At 67.6% G+C, this 16,897-nt stretch carries 17 protein-coding genes and 1 tRNA gene; 7 read left to right on the top strand and 11 right to left on the bottom strand.

The genetic code is table 11. The features are described 5' to 3' along the window. Positions 1–74 precede the first annotated feature (74 nt). Complete coding sequence (locus tag D1409_RS24270; protein ID WP_164471545.1) at positions 75–248, top strand: DUF7556 family protein; 174 nt, start codon at positions 75–77, stop codon at positions 246–248. A gap of 332 nt (positions 249–580) precedes the next feature. On the opposite strand, the gene D1409_RS02965 is transcribed toward D1409_RS24270, so the two are convergent. After that, positions 581–654 (bottom strand) — tRNA-Lys (locus D1409_RS02965). Positions 655–759: 105 nt separating this feature from the next. Between D1409_RS02965 and D1409_RS02960 the strand changes: the two genes are divergently transcribed. Beyond that, positions 760–2,211, top strand: a complete 1,452-nt coding sequence (locus D1409_RS02960; RefSeq protein ID WP_123533867.1) for a DHH family phosphoesterase — start codon at positions 760–762, stop codon at positions 2,209–2,211. 78 nt (positions 2,212–2,289) lie between these two features. Next, positions 2,290–2,751: a DUF5799 family protein gene (locus D1409_RS02955; protein ID WP_123533865.1), complete on the top strand. Its 462-nt coding sequence runs from the start codon at positions 2,290–2,292 to the stop codon at positions 2,749–2,751. A gap of 44 nt (positions 2,752–2,795) precedes the next feature. On the opposite strand, the gene D1409_RS24265 is transcribed toward D1409_RS02955, so the two are convergent. The 10 genes from D1409_RS24265 to D1409_RS02910 all read right to left on the bottom strand — a co-directional run bounded on the left by D1409_RS24265 (position 2,796) and on the right by D1409_RS02910 (position 12,380). Continuing rightward, positions 2,796–2,936 (bottom strand): DUF7557 family protein, encoded by a 141-nt coding sequence (locus D1409_RS24265; protein WP_164471544.1) that lies wholly within the window; start codon positions 2,934–2,936, stop codon positions 2,796–2,798. 83 nt (positions 2,937–3,019) lie between these two features. Then, entirely contained in the window at positions 3,020–4,000 is a 981-nt protein-coding gene (locus tag D1409_RS02950) for an isocitrate/isopropylmalate dehydrogenase family protein (protein WP_123533863.1), read from the bottom strand. Positions 4,001–4,075: 75 nt separating this feature from the next. Then, positions 4,076–4,750: a cyclase family protein gene (locus D1409_RS02945; protein WP_123533861.1), complete on the bottom strand. Its 675-nt coding sequence runs from the start codon at positions 4,748–4,750 to the stop codon at positions 4,076–4,078. A gap of 79 nt (positions 4,751–4,829) precedes the next feature. Beyond that, complete coding sequence (gene leuD / locus D1409_RS02940) at positions 4,830–5,453, bottom strand: 3-isopropylmalate dehydratase small subunit (protein WP_123533859.1); 624 nt, start codon at positions 5,451–5,453, stop codon at positions 4,830–4,832. Positions 5,454–5,547: 94 nt separating this feature from the next. Further along, on the bottom strand, positions 5,548–6,969 hold the full coding sequence (gene leuC, locus D1409_RS02935) for a 3-isopropylmalate dehydratase large subunit (RefSeq protein WP_123533857.1): 1,422 nt from the start codon (positions 6,967–6,969) through the stop codon (positions 5,548–5,550). A 79-nt stretch (positions 6,970–7,048) separates the two neighbouring features. Beyond that, on the bottom strand, positions 7,049–7,345 hold the full coding sequence (locus tag D1409_RS02930) for a hypothetical protein (protein WP_206424955.1): 297 nt from the start codon (positions 7,343–7,345) through the stop codon (positions 7,049–7,051). A gap of 23 nt (positions 7,346–7,368) precedes the next feature. Further along, positions 7,369–8,370: a ketol-acid reductoisomerase gene (ilvC, locus tag D1409_RS02925; protein WP_123533855.1), complete on the bottom strand. Its 1,002-nt coding sequence runs from the start codon at positions 8,368–8,370 to the stop codon at positions 7,369–7,371. Further along, positions 8,363–9,019 carry an acetolactate synthase small subunit gene (gene ilvN, locus D1409_RS02920; RefSeq protein WP_164471543.1) on the bottom strand — a complete coding sequence of 219 codons (657 nt, stop codon included), beginning with the start codon at positions 9,017–9,019 and terminating at the stop codon, positions 8,363–8,365. Before ilvN ends, ilvC begins: the two co-directional genes overlap by 8 nt. 22 nt (positions 9,020–9,041) lie before the next feature. Then, positions 9,042–10,877: a biosynthetic-type acetolactate synthase large subunit gene (gene ilvB, locus D1409_RS02915; RefSeq protein WP_123533851.1), complete on the bottom strand. Its 1,836-nt coding sequence runs from the start codon at positions 10,875–10,877 to the stop codon at positions 9,042–9,044. A 285-nt stretch (positions 10,878–11,162) separates the two neighbouring features. Then, the gene (locus tag D1409_RS02910) at positions 11,163–12,380 is read right to left on the bottom strand and encodes a LeuA family protein (protein ID WP_123534810.1); all 1,218 of its coding nucleotides are present in this window, start codon (positions 12,378–12,380) and stop codon (positions 11,163–11,165) included. Between the two features lie 304 nt (positions 12,381–12,684). Between D1409_RS02910 and D1409_RS02905 the strand changes: the two genes are divergently transcribed. From D1409_RS02905 to D1409_RS02890, 4 genes are all read left to right on the top strand, one after another. After that, positions 12,685–14,082 carry an FAD-binding oxidoreductase gene (locus D1409_RS02905; RefSeq protein ID WP_123533849.1) on the top strand — a complete coding sequence of 466 codons (1,398 nt, stop codon included), beginning with the start codon at positions 12,685–12,687 and terminating at the stop codon, positions 14,080–14,082. Between the two features lie 48 nt (positions 14,083–14,130). Continuing rightward, positions 14,131–14,964, top strand: coding sequence for an SDR family NAD(P)-dependent oxidoreductase (locus D1409_RS02900; RefSeq protein WP_123534808.1), 834 nt, complete (start codon positions 14,131–14,133; stop codon positions 14,962–14,964). A 225-nt stretch (positions 14,965–15,189) separates the two neighbouring features. Continuing rightward, on the top strand, positions 15,190–15,858 hold the full coding sequence (locus tag D1409_RS02895; RefSeq protein ID WP_123533847.1) for an alpha/beta hydrolase: 669 nt from the start codon (positions 15,190–15,192) through the stop codon (positions 15,856–15,858). A 94-nt stretch (positions 15,859–15,952) separates the two neighbouring features. Further along, complete coding sequence (locus tag D1409_RS02890; protein ID WP_123533845.1) at positions 15,953–16,894, top strand: VOC family protein; 942 nt, start codon at positions 15,953–15,955, stop codon at positions 16,892–16,894. Positions 16,895–16,897 lie beyond the last annotated feature (3 nt).

The following is a 16,897-nucleotide window of genomic DNA, read 5'->3' as shown; positions in this document are numbered from 1 at the left end:
ATCGTAGTTGATACACTAGTCAGTATAAGACCCAAATAAAAACATTCATAACCTTCCCCTGAGGACGTTCGAGTATGAGCACCGATGTGCGGTCGTTCGACGACGAATCGGTGGACGAACGCGATGTCGTCGCGACGGTCGACGAGACCGACGAGGTCGTCCGGTTCGTCGTCGCCGACATCGCCCGCGATGACGCCTGGCTCTCCATCGCGGACGACGAGGCCTGCTCGCTCGACGAGTGGCGATAGGCCCGGACCGCCATCGTCGACACTGTTTCTCCGATTCGGCTTCGAAACCCGGGTTCGACAGTCGCGAGCACACGCTACGCGGTGCTCGCGGGTAGTTCACGACAAAACGGGCCGGACGGGATTTGAACAACGCCCAGACGTGCTCGCTCCGCTGCGCGCGCCTGTTCTCGTTCGAATCCCTTCCGTGACGCACAGCAGGCGCTCGCGGGTTGTGAGCGCCAGAGAGAGCGGGCCGGAAGGGATTTGAACCACGGTCGGAGCGAGCTCCTCCCTGATTCAAATCCCTCCGGCCGGTTCACTCACCGATTCGCGCTGCTCATCGGTTCGTTGCACGGGCCGGAAGGGATTTGAACCCTCGACCGTCTGATTAAGAGTCAGACGCTCTGCCGGACTGAGCTACCGGCCCACGAATTCGACTTACGGAGGTTGATTGATATACGTTACTGTTCGGTCGTCCGAACGCGGCGGAAAGGTGGGGATTATATGCCTCGTCGCCCTGTGACGTGACACTATGAGCACCGGGATCACGATGGCGTCGATGTCTCGCTATGCCATCCTCGGGTGTGGGAGCGTGGGCCACGCCGTCGCAGAGGAACTCGTCAGCGAGGGCAAAGAGGTCGAGATCATCGACCGCGACGAGGGTCGCGTCGAGGCGCTGCGCGACCAGGACCTCGACGCCAACGTGGCTGACATCCGCGACGAGAGCGTCGTCGACCAAGTCGCGGACTGCGACGTCGTCCTCATCATGTCCTCCGACGTGGAGGCCAACTCCGCCGCCGTCGGCAACATCCGCGACCGCGGCGGCGAGCAGTTCATCGTCGCGCGCGCCTCCGACCCCGTCTCCGCGGACGAACTCACCGAACTCGGCGCCGACGTGGTCATCAACCCCTCCGCAGTCATCGCCGACTCCGCACTCCGCGCGCTCGAGACGGGCGAACTGGAGTTCAAGGCGCGCAACCTCTCGGAGGTCATCGACGGCACGGACGAGCGGATGGCGATCCTCGTCCACCGCAGTCCCGACCCCGACTCGATCGCGAGCGCGGCCGCGCTGCGCGACATCGCCGCCAGCCGGGACGTAGAGGCGGACATCATCTACGAGGGCGAGATCGGTCACCAGGAGAACCGCGCGTTCGTCAACCTGCTCGGAATCGACCTCGTCTCGCGCGACGACGTCGAGATGAGCGACTACGACACGGTCGCGCTCGTCGACTACGCCAAGGGCGGTGAACCCGAAACCGGCGAGATCGACATCCTCCTCGACCACTACGAGCAGGAAGACGGCGAGCTCGACACCCGCTTCGAGGACGTTCGCTCGAACGTCTCCGCCACCTCGACCATCCTCACGAAGTACATCCAGGAACTCGACCTCAACCTGAGTCAGGAGGTCGCCACGGCGCTCCTGTACGGCATCCGCGCCGAGACGCTCGACTTCAAGCGCGACACGACGCCGGCCGACCTCACCGCCGCCGCCTACCTCTACCCCTTCGCCGACCACGACACGCTCGAACAGGTCGAGTCGCCGTCGATGTCGCCCGAGACGCTCGACGTGCTCGCCGAGGCCATCCGCAACCGCGAGGTCAGCGGGAGCCACCTCGTCTCCAACGCGGGCTTCATCCGCGACCGCGACGCGCTCGCGCAGGCCGCCCAGCACCTCCTCAACCTCGAAGGGATCACAACGACGGCCGTCTTCGCCATCGCCGACGACACCATCTACCTCGCCGCCCGCTCGAAGGACATCCGAATGAACATCGGGAAGGTCCTCGACGACGCGTTCGGCGAGATGGGCGAGGCGAAGGGCCACTCCACCGACGCCGCGGTCGAGATCCCGCTGGGCATCTTCACCGGGATCGAGACCAACGAGGACAACCGCGAGACGCTCCTGCAACTCACCGAAGAAGCCGTTCGGAAGAAACTCTTCGACGCGATGGGCGTCGAGTCCAGCGGCGAGAGCAACGGGAACTGACGGGCGCCGTTCGTCGCCGCCGAGCCCGGCGGCGCCCCGAACGGGAGATACATACCGGAGAGGTGCCAAGAGAGACGTATGAGCGACAGCGACTGGACCGACCGGATCGTCGGCGAGCGGATGCAGGTGGACCAGGAGTTCGCCGAGAAGGTCGCGGCCTCGAACTTCTCGCGCCAGCAGTGGGGCCTCATCATGACCGCCGTCGAGTTCGAGATCGAGAACTCCGACGACCCCGAGGCCGCTCGCCTCGTCGCCGACACGAGCAAGGTCGAGAGCATCGTCCCCGAACTCGAGCGGGTCGACCAGGCGACCGGGATGGCCGCAGGCGGCGGTCGAGCCGGTGGCGGAGACTCCGGCGGCTCCGGCGGCATCATCGACGGTGTGAAGGACGCCCTCGGGCTCGGCGGCGGTGGCGGCGGCGTCGACCGCGAACAGCTGGCGGCCGCCGAGGAGATGGCCCAGATGTACGCCGGTGACCTCCAGGAGAAGCTCGAATCCCGTGGCAAGTGGGAGGAGATCCGCGTCCTCGCCAGCGAGTGAGTCGCGGCCGCCGCTTCCTCAGTCCCGCTCGAACGGTCGGCCCGTCACTCGTTCGTGAACAGCGTTAGCCCCTCTGCCTCGTAGATGTTGACGAGTTCAGTCACGAGATCGTCGTATGACTCGTCGTCCACGCGCAGTGCGTCCAGCCGCTCGATCGTCTCCTCGTCGAGTTCGACTGTTGGCATACGACTGTGAGTGAGACGGCTGAGAAACTTAACTCTCGTGGCGGACGCGACAGCGAGCGGTGGTCGGAACGGGCGAACGGCGATCAGAGACGGTCGACGATGGCCGTGGTGACCTCGTCGGTCGACGCGTCGCCGCCGAGGTCGGGTGTTCGCGGTCCGTCTTCGAGGACGCCCTCGACCGCCTCGCGCACCGCGGCGGCCTCGTCGCCGTAGTCGAGGTGGTCGAGCAGCATCGCGGCCGAGAGGATCATCGCGGAGGGGTTGGCGATCCCCTGTCCGGCGATGTCGGGTGCCGAGCCGTGGACCGGCTCGAACAGCGCGTTCTCCTCGCCGACGTTCGCGCTCGGGAGCAGGCCGAGTCCGCCGACCAGGCCGGCCGCCAGGTCCGACAGCATGTCGCCTGCGAGGTTCGGGCAGATGACGACGCCGTAGTCCTCGGGGTGCATGACCAGATGCATCGCGAGCGCGTCCATCAGCGCCGTGTCGTAGTCGATATCGAAGCTGTCGCCGACCGCCTCGGCGGTCTCGAGGAACAGGCCGTCGGTCTCGCGCATGACGTTGGCCTTGTGCGCGATGGTCACGTCGTCGATGCCGTTCCGTTTCGCGTAGCGGAAGCCGAACTCGGCGATCTCGCGGGAGGCGTCCTCGGTGACGACGCGGGTCAGGGTGCGGACGCCGTCGGCTATCTCGGCCTCGATGCCGGAGTAGACGCCCTCGGTGTTCTCGCGGATGAACACGATGTCGGTGTCGGGCTGGACGGCGTCCAGTCCGGGGTACGAGCGGGCCGGGCGGACGTTAGCGAACGAGTCGACGATGTCCCGGAGCGGGAGGATCACGTCGGCGGCCGTCTCGCCGGCGGCGCCGAACAGCGTCGCGTCGGCGTCTGCGGCCAGTTCGCGGGTCTCCTGGGGGAGCGCCTCGCCGGTCGCTTCCTTCACGGCGTCGCCGGCGTCGCCCTCGACGAAGTCGAAGTCGGCGTCGACCGCCTCCAGCACGTCGACTGCCGCCGGTGTGACCTCCTGTCCGATGCCGTCGCCCGGGATCACGGCGATCTCGTGAGTCATGGGTCTACCTGCGCCGGGTGCCGAAAAGAGCGTGTCGATGTGTGCCAGCGACGGGCGGGAGACGGACGATGCCGGTCAGTCTCCGGCGTCGTGTTCCTCCGGGTAGGCGACCGCCCGCACGGGCGACGCGTCGGCCCCTTCGAAGCGGTGGGGGTACGCGTGCAGCACGAAGCGGTCGGGGAGCCTGTCGAGTCCGCGGAGGTTCTCGACGATCAACCGGTCGGCGCCGAGCAGCGCCTCGTGGACCGGGAACCCCTCGGGTTCGTCGGCCGCGGCCCGGCCCGTCGGCGTCGGGTCGGGATTGACGGTGTCGACCCCCAGGTCGCAGTCCCGGTCGGCGAGCCAGCGTGCGGCCTTGCTCGTCAGGTACGGGTGGTCGAAGTACCGCTCCTCGCCCCAGTGGCGGTCCCAGCCGGTGACGACCGCGATCAGGTCCACCTCGGCGGGATCGACCGCGAGACCCTCCCGGAGAGTGTCGAGACCGACCGACTCCCTGGGGTCCAGCGGTCGCAGATCGGCGCAAGTGGCCGAAAATCGGAACCGCTCGGGCGGGAACTCGTCGAGCGACGGCCCGTCGACCAGATGGGCCGGCGCGTCGACGTGCGTCCCGGCGTGTGAGTCCAGGTCGAGCCTGGTCGTCCGGTAGCCGTCCGACTCTCTGGTGGCTCGCGGTTCGACGGCGACCGGTTCGGTCCCGGGGTAGACTGGCATCTCGGTCGCCAGCGCATGCGAGAGGTCGAGCGGTGGCACGCGTGGCTATCGTTCGTCGGAGAAGATAGGACCGTCGGACGACGCGAACGCGGACGAAAACGAGCGACGAAGTCGCCGGTCAGTCCGCGCTCTCGACGTACGGCAGCGAGTCGGCGGTCTCCTGGATCGCGTTCTGGTTGGCCTTCATCAGCGCGGTCGTGTCCCAGTTGCCCTCGACGAGGGCCTCGCGCTGGGCGCGGTCGACGCTGACGTTGATCTCGTTGTTCCCGTAGGTAACCGTCTCAGCCCGCACGTCGACCTCGATGTCGCCGTCGGGGTTGTCGTCGACCCACTGCTGGAGCGCGTTGATCGTCTCGTGGTCGGCGGTCACCGTCGGGATGCCGAGCGCGAGGCAGTTGCCCGCGAAGATCTCGGCGAATGACTCGCCGATGATGGCGTCGATGCCCCAGCGCATGAGCGCCTGCGGGGCGTGCTCGCGCGAGGAGCCACAGCCGAAGTTGGCGTTGACGACCATCACGTTCGAGTCCTGGAACCGCTGCTCGTTGAACGGGTGGTCCTTCTCCTCGTCCTCGTCGTCGAACCGCAGGTCGAAGAAGGCGAACTCACCGAGGCCGTCGAAGGTGACGACCTTCATGAACCGCGCCGGGATGATCTGGTCCGTGTCGATGTCGTTGCCGCGGATCGGGATGCCCGACCCCTCGACGTAGTCGACGGACGGGATGTCCTCGGTCGGGTCGCTCATGCGAGCACCCCCAGAGCGAAGCTCTGTCGTGCTCGCATGGACTGCTCGCGGACTCCGTCCGCTCGCATTTCCGAGACGCTTCGCGTCTCGCTTCTCATGCCAGGTTCACCTCCTTCAGGTCGCGCACGTCAGAGACCTCGCCGGTGATCGCCGCGGCGGCGACCATCCGGGGATTCATCAGGACGGTGCGTCCGTCCTTGCTCCCCTGACGGCCGACGAAGTTCCGGTTGGAGGAGGAGGCACACGCCTCGTCGCCCTCCAGCTGGTCCTCGTTCATGCCGAGACACATCGAACAGCCGGCGTTGCGCCAGTCGAAGCCGGCTTCCTCGAAGACGTCCTTCAGGCCCTCTTCCTCGGCCTGTCGCTGGACGCGCTGGCTGCCGGGGACGACCATCGCGCGCACGTCGTCGTCCACCTGACGGCCCTTCACGATGCGGGCCGCGCGGCGCAGGTCGGGCAGGCGGGCGTTGGTACACGAGCCCAGGAAGGCGACGTCGATGTCGTAGCCTTCCATGGTCTCGCCGGGCTCGACGCGCATGTGCTTCTGGGCGCGCCGGGCCGTGTCGACCTTGTCGTCGGCCAGGTCCTCGGGTGCCGGGATGGGGTCGTGGATGCCGACGCCCTGCCCGGGCGTGGTGCCCCACGTGACGACCGGTTCGAGTTCGTTCGCGTCGATGTGAACCACGTCGTCGTACTCGGCGTCCGCGTCGCTGCGGATGGACTCCCAGTAGGGCTTGAGTTCGTCGAACTTCTCGGGGTGCTCCTGGAAGTAGTCCGTCTGCTCCAGCCACTCGTAGGTGGTCTCGTCGGGGTTGACGTACCCCGCGCGAGCGCCGCCCTCGATGGACATGTTGCAGATGGACATCCGCCCCTCCATGTCGAGGTTCTCGATGGCCTCGCCGGCGTACTCGTAGACGTAGCCGACGCCGCCCTCGGTGCCGAGGCGGCGGATGATCTCCAGCACGACGTCCTTGGCCTCGACGCCCTCGCCGAGTTCGCCGTCGACCTGGATCTTGCGGACCTTCTGTTTCTCCATCGCGATGGTCTGGGTGGCCAGCACGTCGCGGATCTGTGAGGTCCCGATCCCGAACGCCAGCGCGCCGAACGCGCCGTGCGTGGAGGTGTGAGAGTCACCGCAGACGATCGTCTTGCCGGGCTGGGTGATCCCCTGCTCCGGGCCGATGACGTGGACGATGCCCTGGTCGCCCGTCGTCGGGTCCGAGAACTGGATGCCCGCGTCGCGGACGTTCTCCTCCAGTTCGGCCATCATCGTCTCGGCGGCGTCGTCGGAGTACGGCCGGTCCTGGTTCGCCGTCGGGACGATGTGGTCGACCGTGGCGTGGGTCAGGTCCGGGCGCGCGACCTCGAGGCCGCGCTCCTGGAGCATGCCGAACGCCTGCGGGCTCGTGACCTCGTGGATGAGGTGGAGGCCCACGAACAGCTGGTCCTGCCCGTTGGGCAGCGTCGTTACCTTGTGTCGATCCCAGACCTTGTCGTACAGTGTGCCCTGACTCATGCGAAATATCTCTGATATTGAGTGTGAGGTCGATAGTCGCAGCCCGCGCAGCGGCGCGAGCAGGAACGTCTATCGGAACTCATTCTGAATCTACCGGCTCCTCGTTGCCCCGCTGGAAGACGCGATTGGCGTCCTCCGCGTCGTCGTCGGGGTGCTCGTGGTCGACGTCTTCCATCGTCTGCTCGTCGTCGTCTTCGGCGTCCGCTCTGCCCCCGTCGGTGGCGACTGCCGGGCCCCGCTGGAAGGCGAAGTCGTCGCCGAAGGCCTTCCCGGTGTGGGGGTTGGTGTGGCTGAACTCGGCCATCGTCGCCTTCGCGGCGGAGTCGCTGACGGTGTCGGTCGTGGTCTCTGTCGTGTGTGTCGTGTCGTCTGTCATCTGTCTGCGTACGTTCGCTCCCGTCACTCCTCGTCGTCGTCCCACGCGAACAGGCCGCGCAGGCGCTCGCCGACGTCCTCGATCTGGTGGTTCGCTTCGGCGTCGCGGTACTGCTTGTACGCCGGTCGGTGCGCCTGGTTCTCGTTGATCCACTCGCGGGCGAACTCGCCCGTCTGGACGCCCTCCAGGATCTCGTCGAACCCGTCCCGGTCGATGATCTCCTCGCCGCGCGTGAGGCCACCGTACTCGGCGGTGTCCGAGACGGAGTCCCACATGCCCATGTGGCCGCCCTCGTACATGAGGTCGACAATGAGCTTCAGTTCGTTCAGGCACTCGAAGTAGGCCATCTCGGGGGCGTAGCCCGCGTCGACCAGCGTCTCGAAGCCGGCCTTGACCATCTCGGTGACGCCGCCACAGAGGACGGCCTGCTCGCCGAACAGGTCGGTCTCGACCTCTTCCTGGAAGTTCGTCTCGATGACGCCCGCGCGGGCACAGCCGATGGCCTGCGCGTAGGCCAGCGCCTCCTCCCTGGCGGCGCCGGTCGCGTCCTGCTCGATGGCGATGAGACCGGGCGTCCCCTCGCCGCGCTTGTACGTGCGGCGGACGAGGTGCCCGGGGCTCTTCGGCGCGACCATCGTCACGTCGACGCCCTCCGGGGGCTCGATCTGCCCGTAGTGGATGTTGAACCCGTGGGCGAACTGCAGCGTGTCGCCCTCGTCGAGGCCGTCCTCGACGGCCTCGAAGACGGCCGGCTGGACGGTGTCCGGGACGAGCATCACGGTGATGTCCGCCTCGGCGACGGCCTCGTCGGGCACCGCGACGCGGATGCCGTCGGCCTCGGCTTCGGCGCGCGAACTCGACCCCTCGCGGAGGCCGACGACCACGTCGACGCCGCTGTCGGCGAGGTTCTGGGCCTGCGCGTGGCCCTGGCTGCCGTAACCCAGTACGGCCACTGTCTTGTCCTCGATGTACGATGCGTCGGCGTCGCCGTCGTCGTAGACGGGCGTGGTGAACTCGTCAGTCATCTGTAGCTGTCTCAGGGGTCGCAGTGGTGTTTGATACCTCCGTCGTTTTCCGGCGCTCGTCCTCGAGCACCTCGGCGCCGCGTTCGACCGCGGCCGCGCCCGTGCGGACGACCTCCTGCACGTCGAACTGGTCGAACGCCGCGACCGCTGCCTCGATCTTCTGCTGGCTGCCGGTGATCTCCACCGTGATCGTCTCCGGCGAGGCGTCGACGACGTTGCCGTCGTACATGTCCGCGACCGCGTTCACGTCGTCGGGCTCCTCGCCGTCGACCTTGATCAGTATCAGCTCGCGCTGGACCGCCTCGGGCTCGAGCTCCGTCACCGAGATGACCGGCACGAGCTTCGCGAGCTGCTTCTTCGCCTGGTCGACGCCCGGCTCGGGCTCCTCGATGACGATGGTCATCCGCGCGACCTCGTCGTCGTCCGTGGCGCCGACGGTCAGGCTCTCGATGTTGAACTGCCGACGGCTAAAGAGCGCCGACACCTCCGAGAGGACGCCGGGCTCGTGTTTCACCAGCGTCGACAGCACCGCCTTGCGCGGCTGGTGGGTCGCCTCTGCCTCGGGATCGATGCGGATCCCCTGCGAGTTCCGTCGGCCCGCCGGACGCATCCGGTCGTCCGGGTGCGGGCCGTCCATTCCTTGTGTCATCGGTGTGTCTCCTGTGTCCTCATTAGATATCTCCCAGCTGGTCGCCGTTCAGTGCGAACAGCCCGTTGTCCCCGCCGCTGGGGACCATCGGGTAGACGTTCTCCGCCGGGTCGATGATCGCGTCGATCACCGCGGGGCCGTCGTAGTTGCGCGCCTTCTCGATGACCTCGTCGACCGAGTCGTAGTCCTCCAGGCGGAACCCGCGCGCGCCGAACGCCTCGGCGAGCATGTCGAACTGCGGGATCCACGGGTACTCGGAGGCCATCCGCCGGCCCTCGTAGAAGCCGTCCTGCCACTGGCGGACCATCCCGACCGCCTCGTTGTTCAGGACGACGTACGTCACGTCGAGGTCCTCGCGGACCGCGACCGAGAGTTCCTGCACGGTCATCAGGAAGGAGCCGTCGCCGTCGAAGCAGACGACCTCCTTGTCCGGTGCGGCGATCTTCGCGCCGATGGCCGACGGGACGCCGTACCCCATCGTGCCCAGCCCGTGACTGGAGACCCAGGTGCGGGGCTCCGTGAACGTCCAGAACTGGCTGGCCCACATCTGGTGCTGGCCGACGCCGGTCGTGACGATGGCGTCGTCGTCTGCCACTTCGGAGAACCGCTCGACCACGTACTGGGGCTTGAGCGGTTCGTCCTCCGGCATGTCGTACTCCATCTCGTACTCGTCTTTCCACGTCTGGCACTGCTCGCGCCACTCCTCGTACGCCTCGGACGAGGTGCCGAGCGCCTCGTAGGCCACGGGCATCGCGTCGTGGAGCTGGTCGAGGACGGCCGCCGCGTCGCCGATCAGCGGGTAGTCCGCCTCGATGTTCTTGCTGATCTCGGCGGGGTCGATGTCGACGTGGACGAGGTCGGCGTCGGGCGCGAACGTCTCGACGTCGCCGGTGAGGCGGTCGTCGAAACGCGTCCCGATGGCGAGCATGCAGTCGGTGTTCGTGATCGCCATGTTGGCGTAGCCGGTGCCGTGCATGCCGGCCCACTCCAGCGACAGCTCGTGGGTCTCCGGGAAGGAGCCGATGCCGGGCATCGTCGTGATGACCGGGATCTGGTACTCTTTCGCGAAGGCGCGCAGCTCGTCGCTCGCCTCGGCCTTGATGACGCCGCCGCCCGCGAGGATCACCGGCCGCTCCGCCTCGGCGAGCGCCGCCGCCGCGACGTCGACGGCTTCGGGTTCGGCCGTCGTCGGCGGGTTGTAGGTGTCCGGCGTCTGGGGCTGGCCGGGGAACCGGTCGGTCTCGCCCTTGGTCACGTCCTTGGGCAGGTCGACCAGCGTCGGCCCCTGCCGGCCCGCGTCCGCGAGCGCGAACGCCTCGCCGACGTCGGTGCCGACCGTGTCGGAGTCGTCGGCGAAGTAGCTGTGTTTCGTGACCGGCTGGGTCACGCCGACGGTGTCGGTCTCCTGGAACGCGTCGTTGCCGACGAAGTTCGTCGGAACCTGCCCCGTCAGCGCGATCATCGGGTCCGAGTCCATCGACGCGTCGGCGATACCCGTCACGAGGTTCGTCGCGCCGGGGCCGGAGGTCGCCAGGCAGACGCCCGGTTTCCCCGAAACGATGCCGTAGGCGTCCGCCGCGTGGGAGGCGCCCTGTTCGTGGGCCATCGTGATGTGGGTCAGCTTCTCCGAGTCGTACAGGGCGTCGTAGACGGGCATGATCGCCCCGCCCTGCACCCCGAAGAGCGTCTCCGCACCGGCCTGTTCGAGCGCCGCGACGACCGACTCCGCGCCGGTCGATACGGTGTCGTTGGTGGTCTCGCTGCCCTCGTCGGTCGCCGCCGCTGTCTCTCTCGTCGTCTGTTCGTCCGTCTCTGTGGTCTCGCCGTCGGGCGGCGACACCGGTGTTTGCTCGCTCATGTCTGGTTGGGTGGTCGTTGCACTGGGTCGAATCGATGCGTCCGCCGAGAATCGAAGTGTGCGACTTGTGGGGCTAGAAGGCCCCTACGATACGAACGCGAATAGCGCCGCTGGAGACGAGTTCGGCCCCGTCCGGTCCAGCGGACTCTCTCATCAGTACGTAGTTCTGCACACCGGCGGCAATAAATTTTCCGTGTCGTGCCCACAGACGGGCCGACCGCGGGGCTCACGGCTGTGTCTTGCTCTCGCTGTGGGCGTTCGGCGGACGTGGAGGCGGGCATCGTCCTACGCCCGGACCTCCTCTTCGTCGACCTCGCGGTCGACGCCGACGTCCTGGGCGAACTCCTCCAGGACGTCCATGGTGACGCGGTTGTCGTCCGCGCCGAACTCCTTGACGCGCCGGGTGAGCGTGCGTACCTCCTCGTCGGTGGGCTCGTAGCCCGCCTCGACCAGGCGCTCTCGCACCGAGTGCTGGCCGGTGTGCTTGCCCAGGACGAGTTCTCGCTCCGCTCCGACCATCTCCGGGGTCATGACCCCCGGTTCGAACGTGTCGGAGTTCTCGATGACGCCGGCCGCGTGGATCCCGCTCTCGTGGGAGAATGCGTTGCGGCCGACGACCGGCTTGTTCGCCGGCACCGGGATGTCGCTCTTGCCCTCGATGGTCCGCGAGATCTCTGTGATCCGCGTCGTGTCGATCCCGGTGTCGACGTCGTACAGCGACTCCAGGGCCATCACGACCTCCTCGTAGGCCGCGTTGCCCGCGCGCTCGCCGATGCCGTTGACCGAGACCTGCGCCTGCGCGGCGCCGGCCTCGTAGCCCGACAGCGCGTTCGCGGCGGCCAGCCCGAAGTCGTCGTGCGTGTGCACGTCGATCTGAGCGTCCGTGCGGTCGACCACCTTCGCGATCATGTCGCGGAACCGGCCGGGCGTCGCGACCCCGCAGGTGTCCGGGATGTTGATCCAGTCGGTGCCCGCCTCGCTGACGGCGTCGACCATCTCCATCAGGAACGCCTCGTCCGTCCGGGTGGCGTCCATCGGAGAGAACATGCACTGCACGCCCGCGTCCTTGACGCGCTCGACCGATTCGATAGCGCGTTCCTTGGCCTGCTCGCGGGTCGCGTGCATGGAGTCTTCGAGCTGTACGTCACTCGTCGAGACGAACACGTGGACCAGCTCGACGCCGGAGTCCAGTGCCGCTTCGACGTCTTTCTCGACGACCCGCGCTAACCCGCAGGTCGTCGTCGAGGTCGACTCCGCGATGTCGCGGACAGCCTCGAATTCCGCGTCGGAGTTGACGGGGAACCCGGCCTCGATGACGTGGGTGCCCATGTCGTCCAGCACGGCCGCTATCTCGCGCTTGTCTTCGTACGAGAACGACGTGCGTGGTGACTGCTCTCCGTCGCGGAGCGTCGTGTCGAAAATGCGTGCCTCAGTTACTTCAGAGGTACTATTTAGAGTACCCCGGAAGAACTCGATCCGCCGGCGAAGCCGACGTGCCCTCAGTGTTGGACATTGTACCCTATCGTGTTCCCTCGCAGCATATAAAGTCTCCGCTCGGTGCCCCGAAGTGGTAGCGCGTGACACGCTCCGGCGCCCCTCGATGACGGCGATCCGCGCTCTCCGGGAAGTAGACGAACGCGGGGGCTTCGTCGTTCAAACGCCGAGATCGACCGACTGCGGCTCGCGCGACCGCGCTCTCGACAAACCTCGAAGACTGTCACTCGAACGATCAAACGATCGGCCAGCGTGAAAATGGTAGCAGTTCACAGGGGCTCGTCGCGTTGATCAGCATACGGGTGAATTACAAGTGTCAGCAGAGACGCCTATATCGGACGACGAAGCGGTCGCCGAATTCGAAGTGTCGCTCCGGGGGTCGCTCCTCCGGCCCGACGACGAGGGCTACGACGAGGCACGGACGGTCTGGAACGGGATGATAGACAAGCACCCGGCGCTCGTCGCTCGCTGTGCCGGCGCCGCCGACGTCATCAGCGCGGTCACGTTCGCCAGAGAGCAGGACATCGATCTCTCGGTGAAAGGCGGCGGACACAACATCGCGGGGAGGGCCGTGGCGGACGACGCCCTCGTGATCGACCTCTCGGCGATGGATTCCGTTCGGGTCGATCCGGACGCGAAAACCGCCCGCGTCGAACCGGGCGTCGTCCTCCACGAACTGGACCACGAGACCCAGGCGTTCGGGCTCGCCACGCCCGCCGGGTACAACTCGACGACCGGTATCGCCGGGCTGACCCTCGGCGGCGGCTGGGGGTGGCTCTCGCGCAAGTACGGACTGACAGTCGACAACCTGCTGTCGGCAGACGTGGTCACCGCGGAGGGCGAGCTGGTCCACGCCAGCGAGACCGAACACGAGGACCTCTTCTGGGGGCTCAGAGGCGGTGGCGGCAACTTCGGGATCGTCACGTCCTTCGAGTTCCAGTTGCACGAGGTCGGCCCGACCGTGCTGTCCGGCCCGGTCGTCCATCCGTTCGACGACGGGCGAGCGGTCCTCTCGGGGTACCGCGAGTTCACCGCCAGTGCGCCCGACGAGGCGACAGTCTGGTGCGTCATCAGACACGCTCCGCCGATGCCGTTCGTCCCCGAGGAGTGGCACGGCCGGAAGGTCGTCATCCTGGCCACGTTCTACGCCGGCGACGTCGAGGAGGGAGAAGAGGTACTTCAGCCGATCCGCGACGTCGGCGATCCGATCGCCGACGCGGTCGGACCGCACCCCTACACCGGCTGGCAGCAGGCGTTCGACGACCTGGCTCCGGCCGGAAACAGGCACTACTGGAAGTCCCACAACTTCGTCGAGCTCACCGACGAGATGATAGAGACGTTCATGGAGTACGGAGAGACCATCCCGACGCCGCACACCGAGATCGCCATCCCGAACCTCGGCGGGGCGATAAACGAAAAGCCCGTGGACGCGACGGCCTATCCCCACCGCGACGCGGAGTTCATCATGAACATCCACACCCAGTGGGAGGACCCCGAACGGGACGACGAGTGCATCGCGTGGGCGCGAGACCTCCACGAGGCGATGGCTCCTCACGCGACAGGCGGCGTCTACGCCAACTTCGTCCCCGAGGCGGTCGGCGACCAGCGGGCCGCCTACCGCGAGAACTACGACCGGCTGGTAGAAGTCAAAAACGAGTGGGACCCGGAGAACCTGTTCCGACTCAACCACAACGTCGAACCGACGGAGTAGGCGACCGGCGGCGAAATTTTTTCTCGGAGTCGACGGATGGATCGCGACATGAACGGAGTAGCCGGGAAGACGGCGCTCGTGACTGGAGCCGGGTCGGGTATCGGCCGCGCGACGGCACGGCGCTTCGCCGAGGAAGGTGCCAACGTCGTCGTCGCCGACGTCGCCGTCGAGCAGGGCCGCGAGTCGGTCGACCTGATAGAGGACGCCGGCGGGGACGCGACCTTCGTCGAGGTGGACGTGTCCGACACCGACTCGGTCGAGCGGATGGTCGAGGTCGCCGTCGAGACCTACGGGAGCCTCGATTTCGCCCACAACAACGCGGGTATCCTCACCGACTTCGTGGAGACGACCGGGATCTCGGAGGCAAACTGGGACCGGATCGTCGACGTCAATCTGAAGGGGATCTGGGCGTGCATGAAGGCGGAACTCCCGGTCATGGAGCGCCAGGGGAGCGGCGCGATCGTCAACACCGCCTCCGAGGCGGGTCTCGTGGGGATGGGCGGGCTCTCCAGCTACTCCGCCAGCAAGCACGGCGTCGTCGGCCTGACGAAGTCCGTCGCGCTGGAGTACGCCGGACGCGGCGTCCGGATCAACGCCATCGCCCCCGGACCGACGAAGACGAACATCCAGTCCGGGATGCTGGGCGAGACCGGCGGGTCGTCGTCGATACTCGACCGGGTTCGGTCGGTGGTCCGTCTGATCCGGATGATGATCCGGACGTCCCGGGCCGAGTTCGACACGTCGGCGATGCGGGACGTGCCGATGGGGCGAATCGCCGACCCCGAGGAGATGGCCGGCACCGTCGCCTTCCTCTGCTCGTCCGACGCCTCGTACATCACGGGCGTCACGATCCCGGTCGACGGCGGGCAGGCGGCCGACTGAGCCACCGCGGCCGACGACCGACCGAGTCACCGCGGCCAACGACCGACCGAGCCACCGCGGCCGACGACCGACCGAGCCACCGCGGCCGACGACCGACCGAGCCACCGCGGCCGACGACCGACCGTGATTCAAGGGGCTTGCCGACGTAGCATCTGGAGATGACGCCGGAGTGCGAGCGAGCGACGACCGACCCGTCCGAGAGCGAGAGCGGGAGCGCGCTCTGAGATGGACGGCCCCCACCAGAACCGGCCGCTCGTGACGGCGGGCGCGCCGCTGTCCGTGGCCGAGGCGGCGACCGTCCTCGTCCACGGCCGCGGCGGGACGGCGGAGGGCATCGTCGCGCTCGCCGACGAATTCTACCGTCACGGCCTCGCGCTGGTCGCTCCCGGGGCCGCGTTCGACCGCTGGTATCCCGGGTCGTTCCGCGCGCCCGTCGAGTCGAACGAACCGGAGTTCTCGTCGGCGCTCGCGGCCGTCGGGGACGCGGTCGAGACCGTCCGCGAGGCGGGCATTCCACGGGGGCGGGTCGTCGTCCTCGGCATCTCACAGGGCGCTTGCGTCGTCGCCGAGTTCGTCGCCCGCACACCGCGACGGTACGGCGGCGTCGCGCTGTCGAGCGGTGGCCTGATGGGGCCCGACGTCGGCGAGTACGAGGGCTCGCTCGACGGAACGCCGGTCCTCGTCGGCGGACACGAGGAGGACCCGCACGTCCCGGTCGAGCGCCTCCGCGAGACCGCCGCGACGTTCGAGGCGCTCGGCGGCGACGTGACCATCCGGATCGGTGAGGGCGAGCACCACGGGATCACGGACGCCGAACTCGCGGCGGTCGGCGACCTCGTCGACGCGCTCGTCGACGACGCGAACGGCCGCTCGGCGGACGGGTCAGCCCCGTAGCTCGCCCGTCTGTGAGAGGGTCCGTACTCTCCGATCTCGGCTGTTTGAGTGTGCCGACAAAGGGGTTATCGGCGTCGAACTCCAACCCGTCCGCATGCCAGCCGACATCCCCGGGATCCACCACGTGACAGCCATCGCGAGTGACCCCGGACGGAACTACGAGTTCTACACGGAGACGCTCGGATTGCGCCTCGTCAAGCGGAGCGTCAACCAGGACGACGTGTCTGTCTATCACCTGTTCTACGGGGACAGGACCGGCAGTCCCGGCACGAGCATGACGTTCTTCCCGTACACGGACGCCCGGCCCGGCCGCGTCGGGACCGGTCAGGCGACGACGGTCCAGTTCGTGATCCCCGTGGGGTCGGTTGAGTACTGGACCGACCGACTGGACGACCACGGCGTCGATACGAAGGAGCCCCGCGAGCGCTTCGAGGACACCGTGATCCCCTTCGAAGACCCCGACGGCCTGCACCTCGAACTCGTCGCACGCGCGGACGCGCCGGACGGCGACCCGCCGGAGGGGCCCGTCCCCGCGGAACACGCTATCCGCGGCTTTTTCGGCGTCTCGCTCTCGCTGTCGACCGGTAGCCAGACCGCGAACCTCCTCAAGACGATGGGGTTTCACCCGACCAAGAGCGTCCGCGGCCGCCAGCGCTTCGAGGCCCACGGCGACCTCGGCTACGTCGTCGACCTCCTCGAAGACCCGGAAGCGCCACAGGGGAAGTCCGGTGCGGGGACGGTCCACCACGTCGCCTTCCAGGTGTCCGACGCCGAGCAGGCCCAGTGGCACGACGCCCTCGTCGAGCGTGGCCTCCGCCCCACGCAGATCATCGACCGGAAGTGGTTCAAGTCGATCTACGCCCGGACAGAGGCCGGCGTGCTCTTCGAGTTCGCCACGAAGTCGCCCGGCTACACCGTCGACGAGGACGTCGACGAACTCGGCGAGCATCTCGTCCTCCCCGACTGGCTCGAAGACCGCCGCGAGGAACTCGAGGCCGACCTGCCGGAGCTGACCGTCGTTCCGAAGTCGACGTGACCC

The sequence above is a fragment of the Halosimplex salinum genome (assembly GCF_003730195.1).
Lineage (GTDB): Archaea > Halobacteriota > Halobacteria > Halobacteriales > Haloarculaceae > Halosimplex > Halosimplex salinum.
Note: the sequence above shows the minus strand (reverse complement) of the source record. Positions and strands in the feature narration are given on the sequence as shown.

Bases quoted from the DNA above. Each gene is read 5' to 3' on its own strand.
- D1409_RS24270 (WP_164471545.1), top strand. From the start codon at position 75: ATGAGCACCGATGTGCGGTCGTTCGACGACGAATCGGTGGACGAACGC.
- D1409_RS02960 (WP_123533867.1), top strand. From the start codon at position 760: ATGAGCACCGGGATCACGATGGCGTCGATGTCTCGCTATGCCATCCTC.
- D1409_RS02955 (WP_123533865.1), top strand. From the start codon at position 2,290: ATGAGCGACAGCGACTGGACCGACCGGATCGTCGGCGAGCGGATGCAG.
- D1409_RS24265 (WP_164471544.1), bottom strand. From the start codon at position 2,936: ATGCCAACAGTCGAACTCGACGAGGAGACGATCGAGCGGCTGGACGCA.
- D1409_RS02950 (WP_123533863.1), bottom strand. From the start codon at position 4,000: ATGACTCACGAGATCGCCGTGATCCCGGGCGACGGCATCGGACAGGAG.
- leuD (WP_123533859.1), bottom strand. From the start codon at position 5,453: ATGAGCGACCCGACCGAGGACATCCCGTCCGTCGACTACGTCGAGGGG.
- leuC (WP_123533857.1), bottom strand. From the start codon at position 6,969: ATGAGTCAGGGCACACTGTACGACAAGGTCTGGGATCGACACAAGGTA.
- D1409_RS02930 (WP_206424955.1), bottom strand. From the start codon at position 7,345: ATGACAGACGACACGACACACACGACAGAGACCACGACCGACACCGTC.
- ilvC (WP_123533855.1), bottom strand. From the start codon at position 8,370: ATGACTGACGAGTTCACCACGCCCGTCTACGACGACGGCGACGCCGAC.
- ilvN (WP_164471543.1), bottom strand. From the start codon at position 9,019: ATGACACAAGGAATGGACGGCCCGCACCCGGACGACCGGATGCGTCCG.
- ilvB (WP_123533851.1), bottom strand. From the start codon at position 10,877: ATGAGCGAGCAAACACCGGTGTCGCCGCCCGACGGCGAGACCACAGAG.
- D1409_RS02900 (WP_123534808.1), top strand. From the start codon at position 14,131: ATGAACGGAGTAGCCGGGAAGACGGCGCTCGTGACTGGAGCCGGGTCG.
- D1409_RS02895 (WP_123533847.1), top strand. From the start codon at position 15,190: ATGGACGGCCCCCACCAGAACCGGCCGCTCGTGACGGCGGGCGCGCCG.
- D1409_RS02890 (WP_123533845.1), top strand. From the start codon at position 15,953: ATGCCAGCCGACATCCCCGGGATCCACCACGTGACAGCCATCGCGAGT.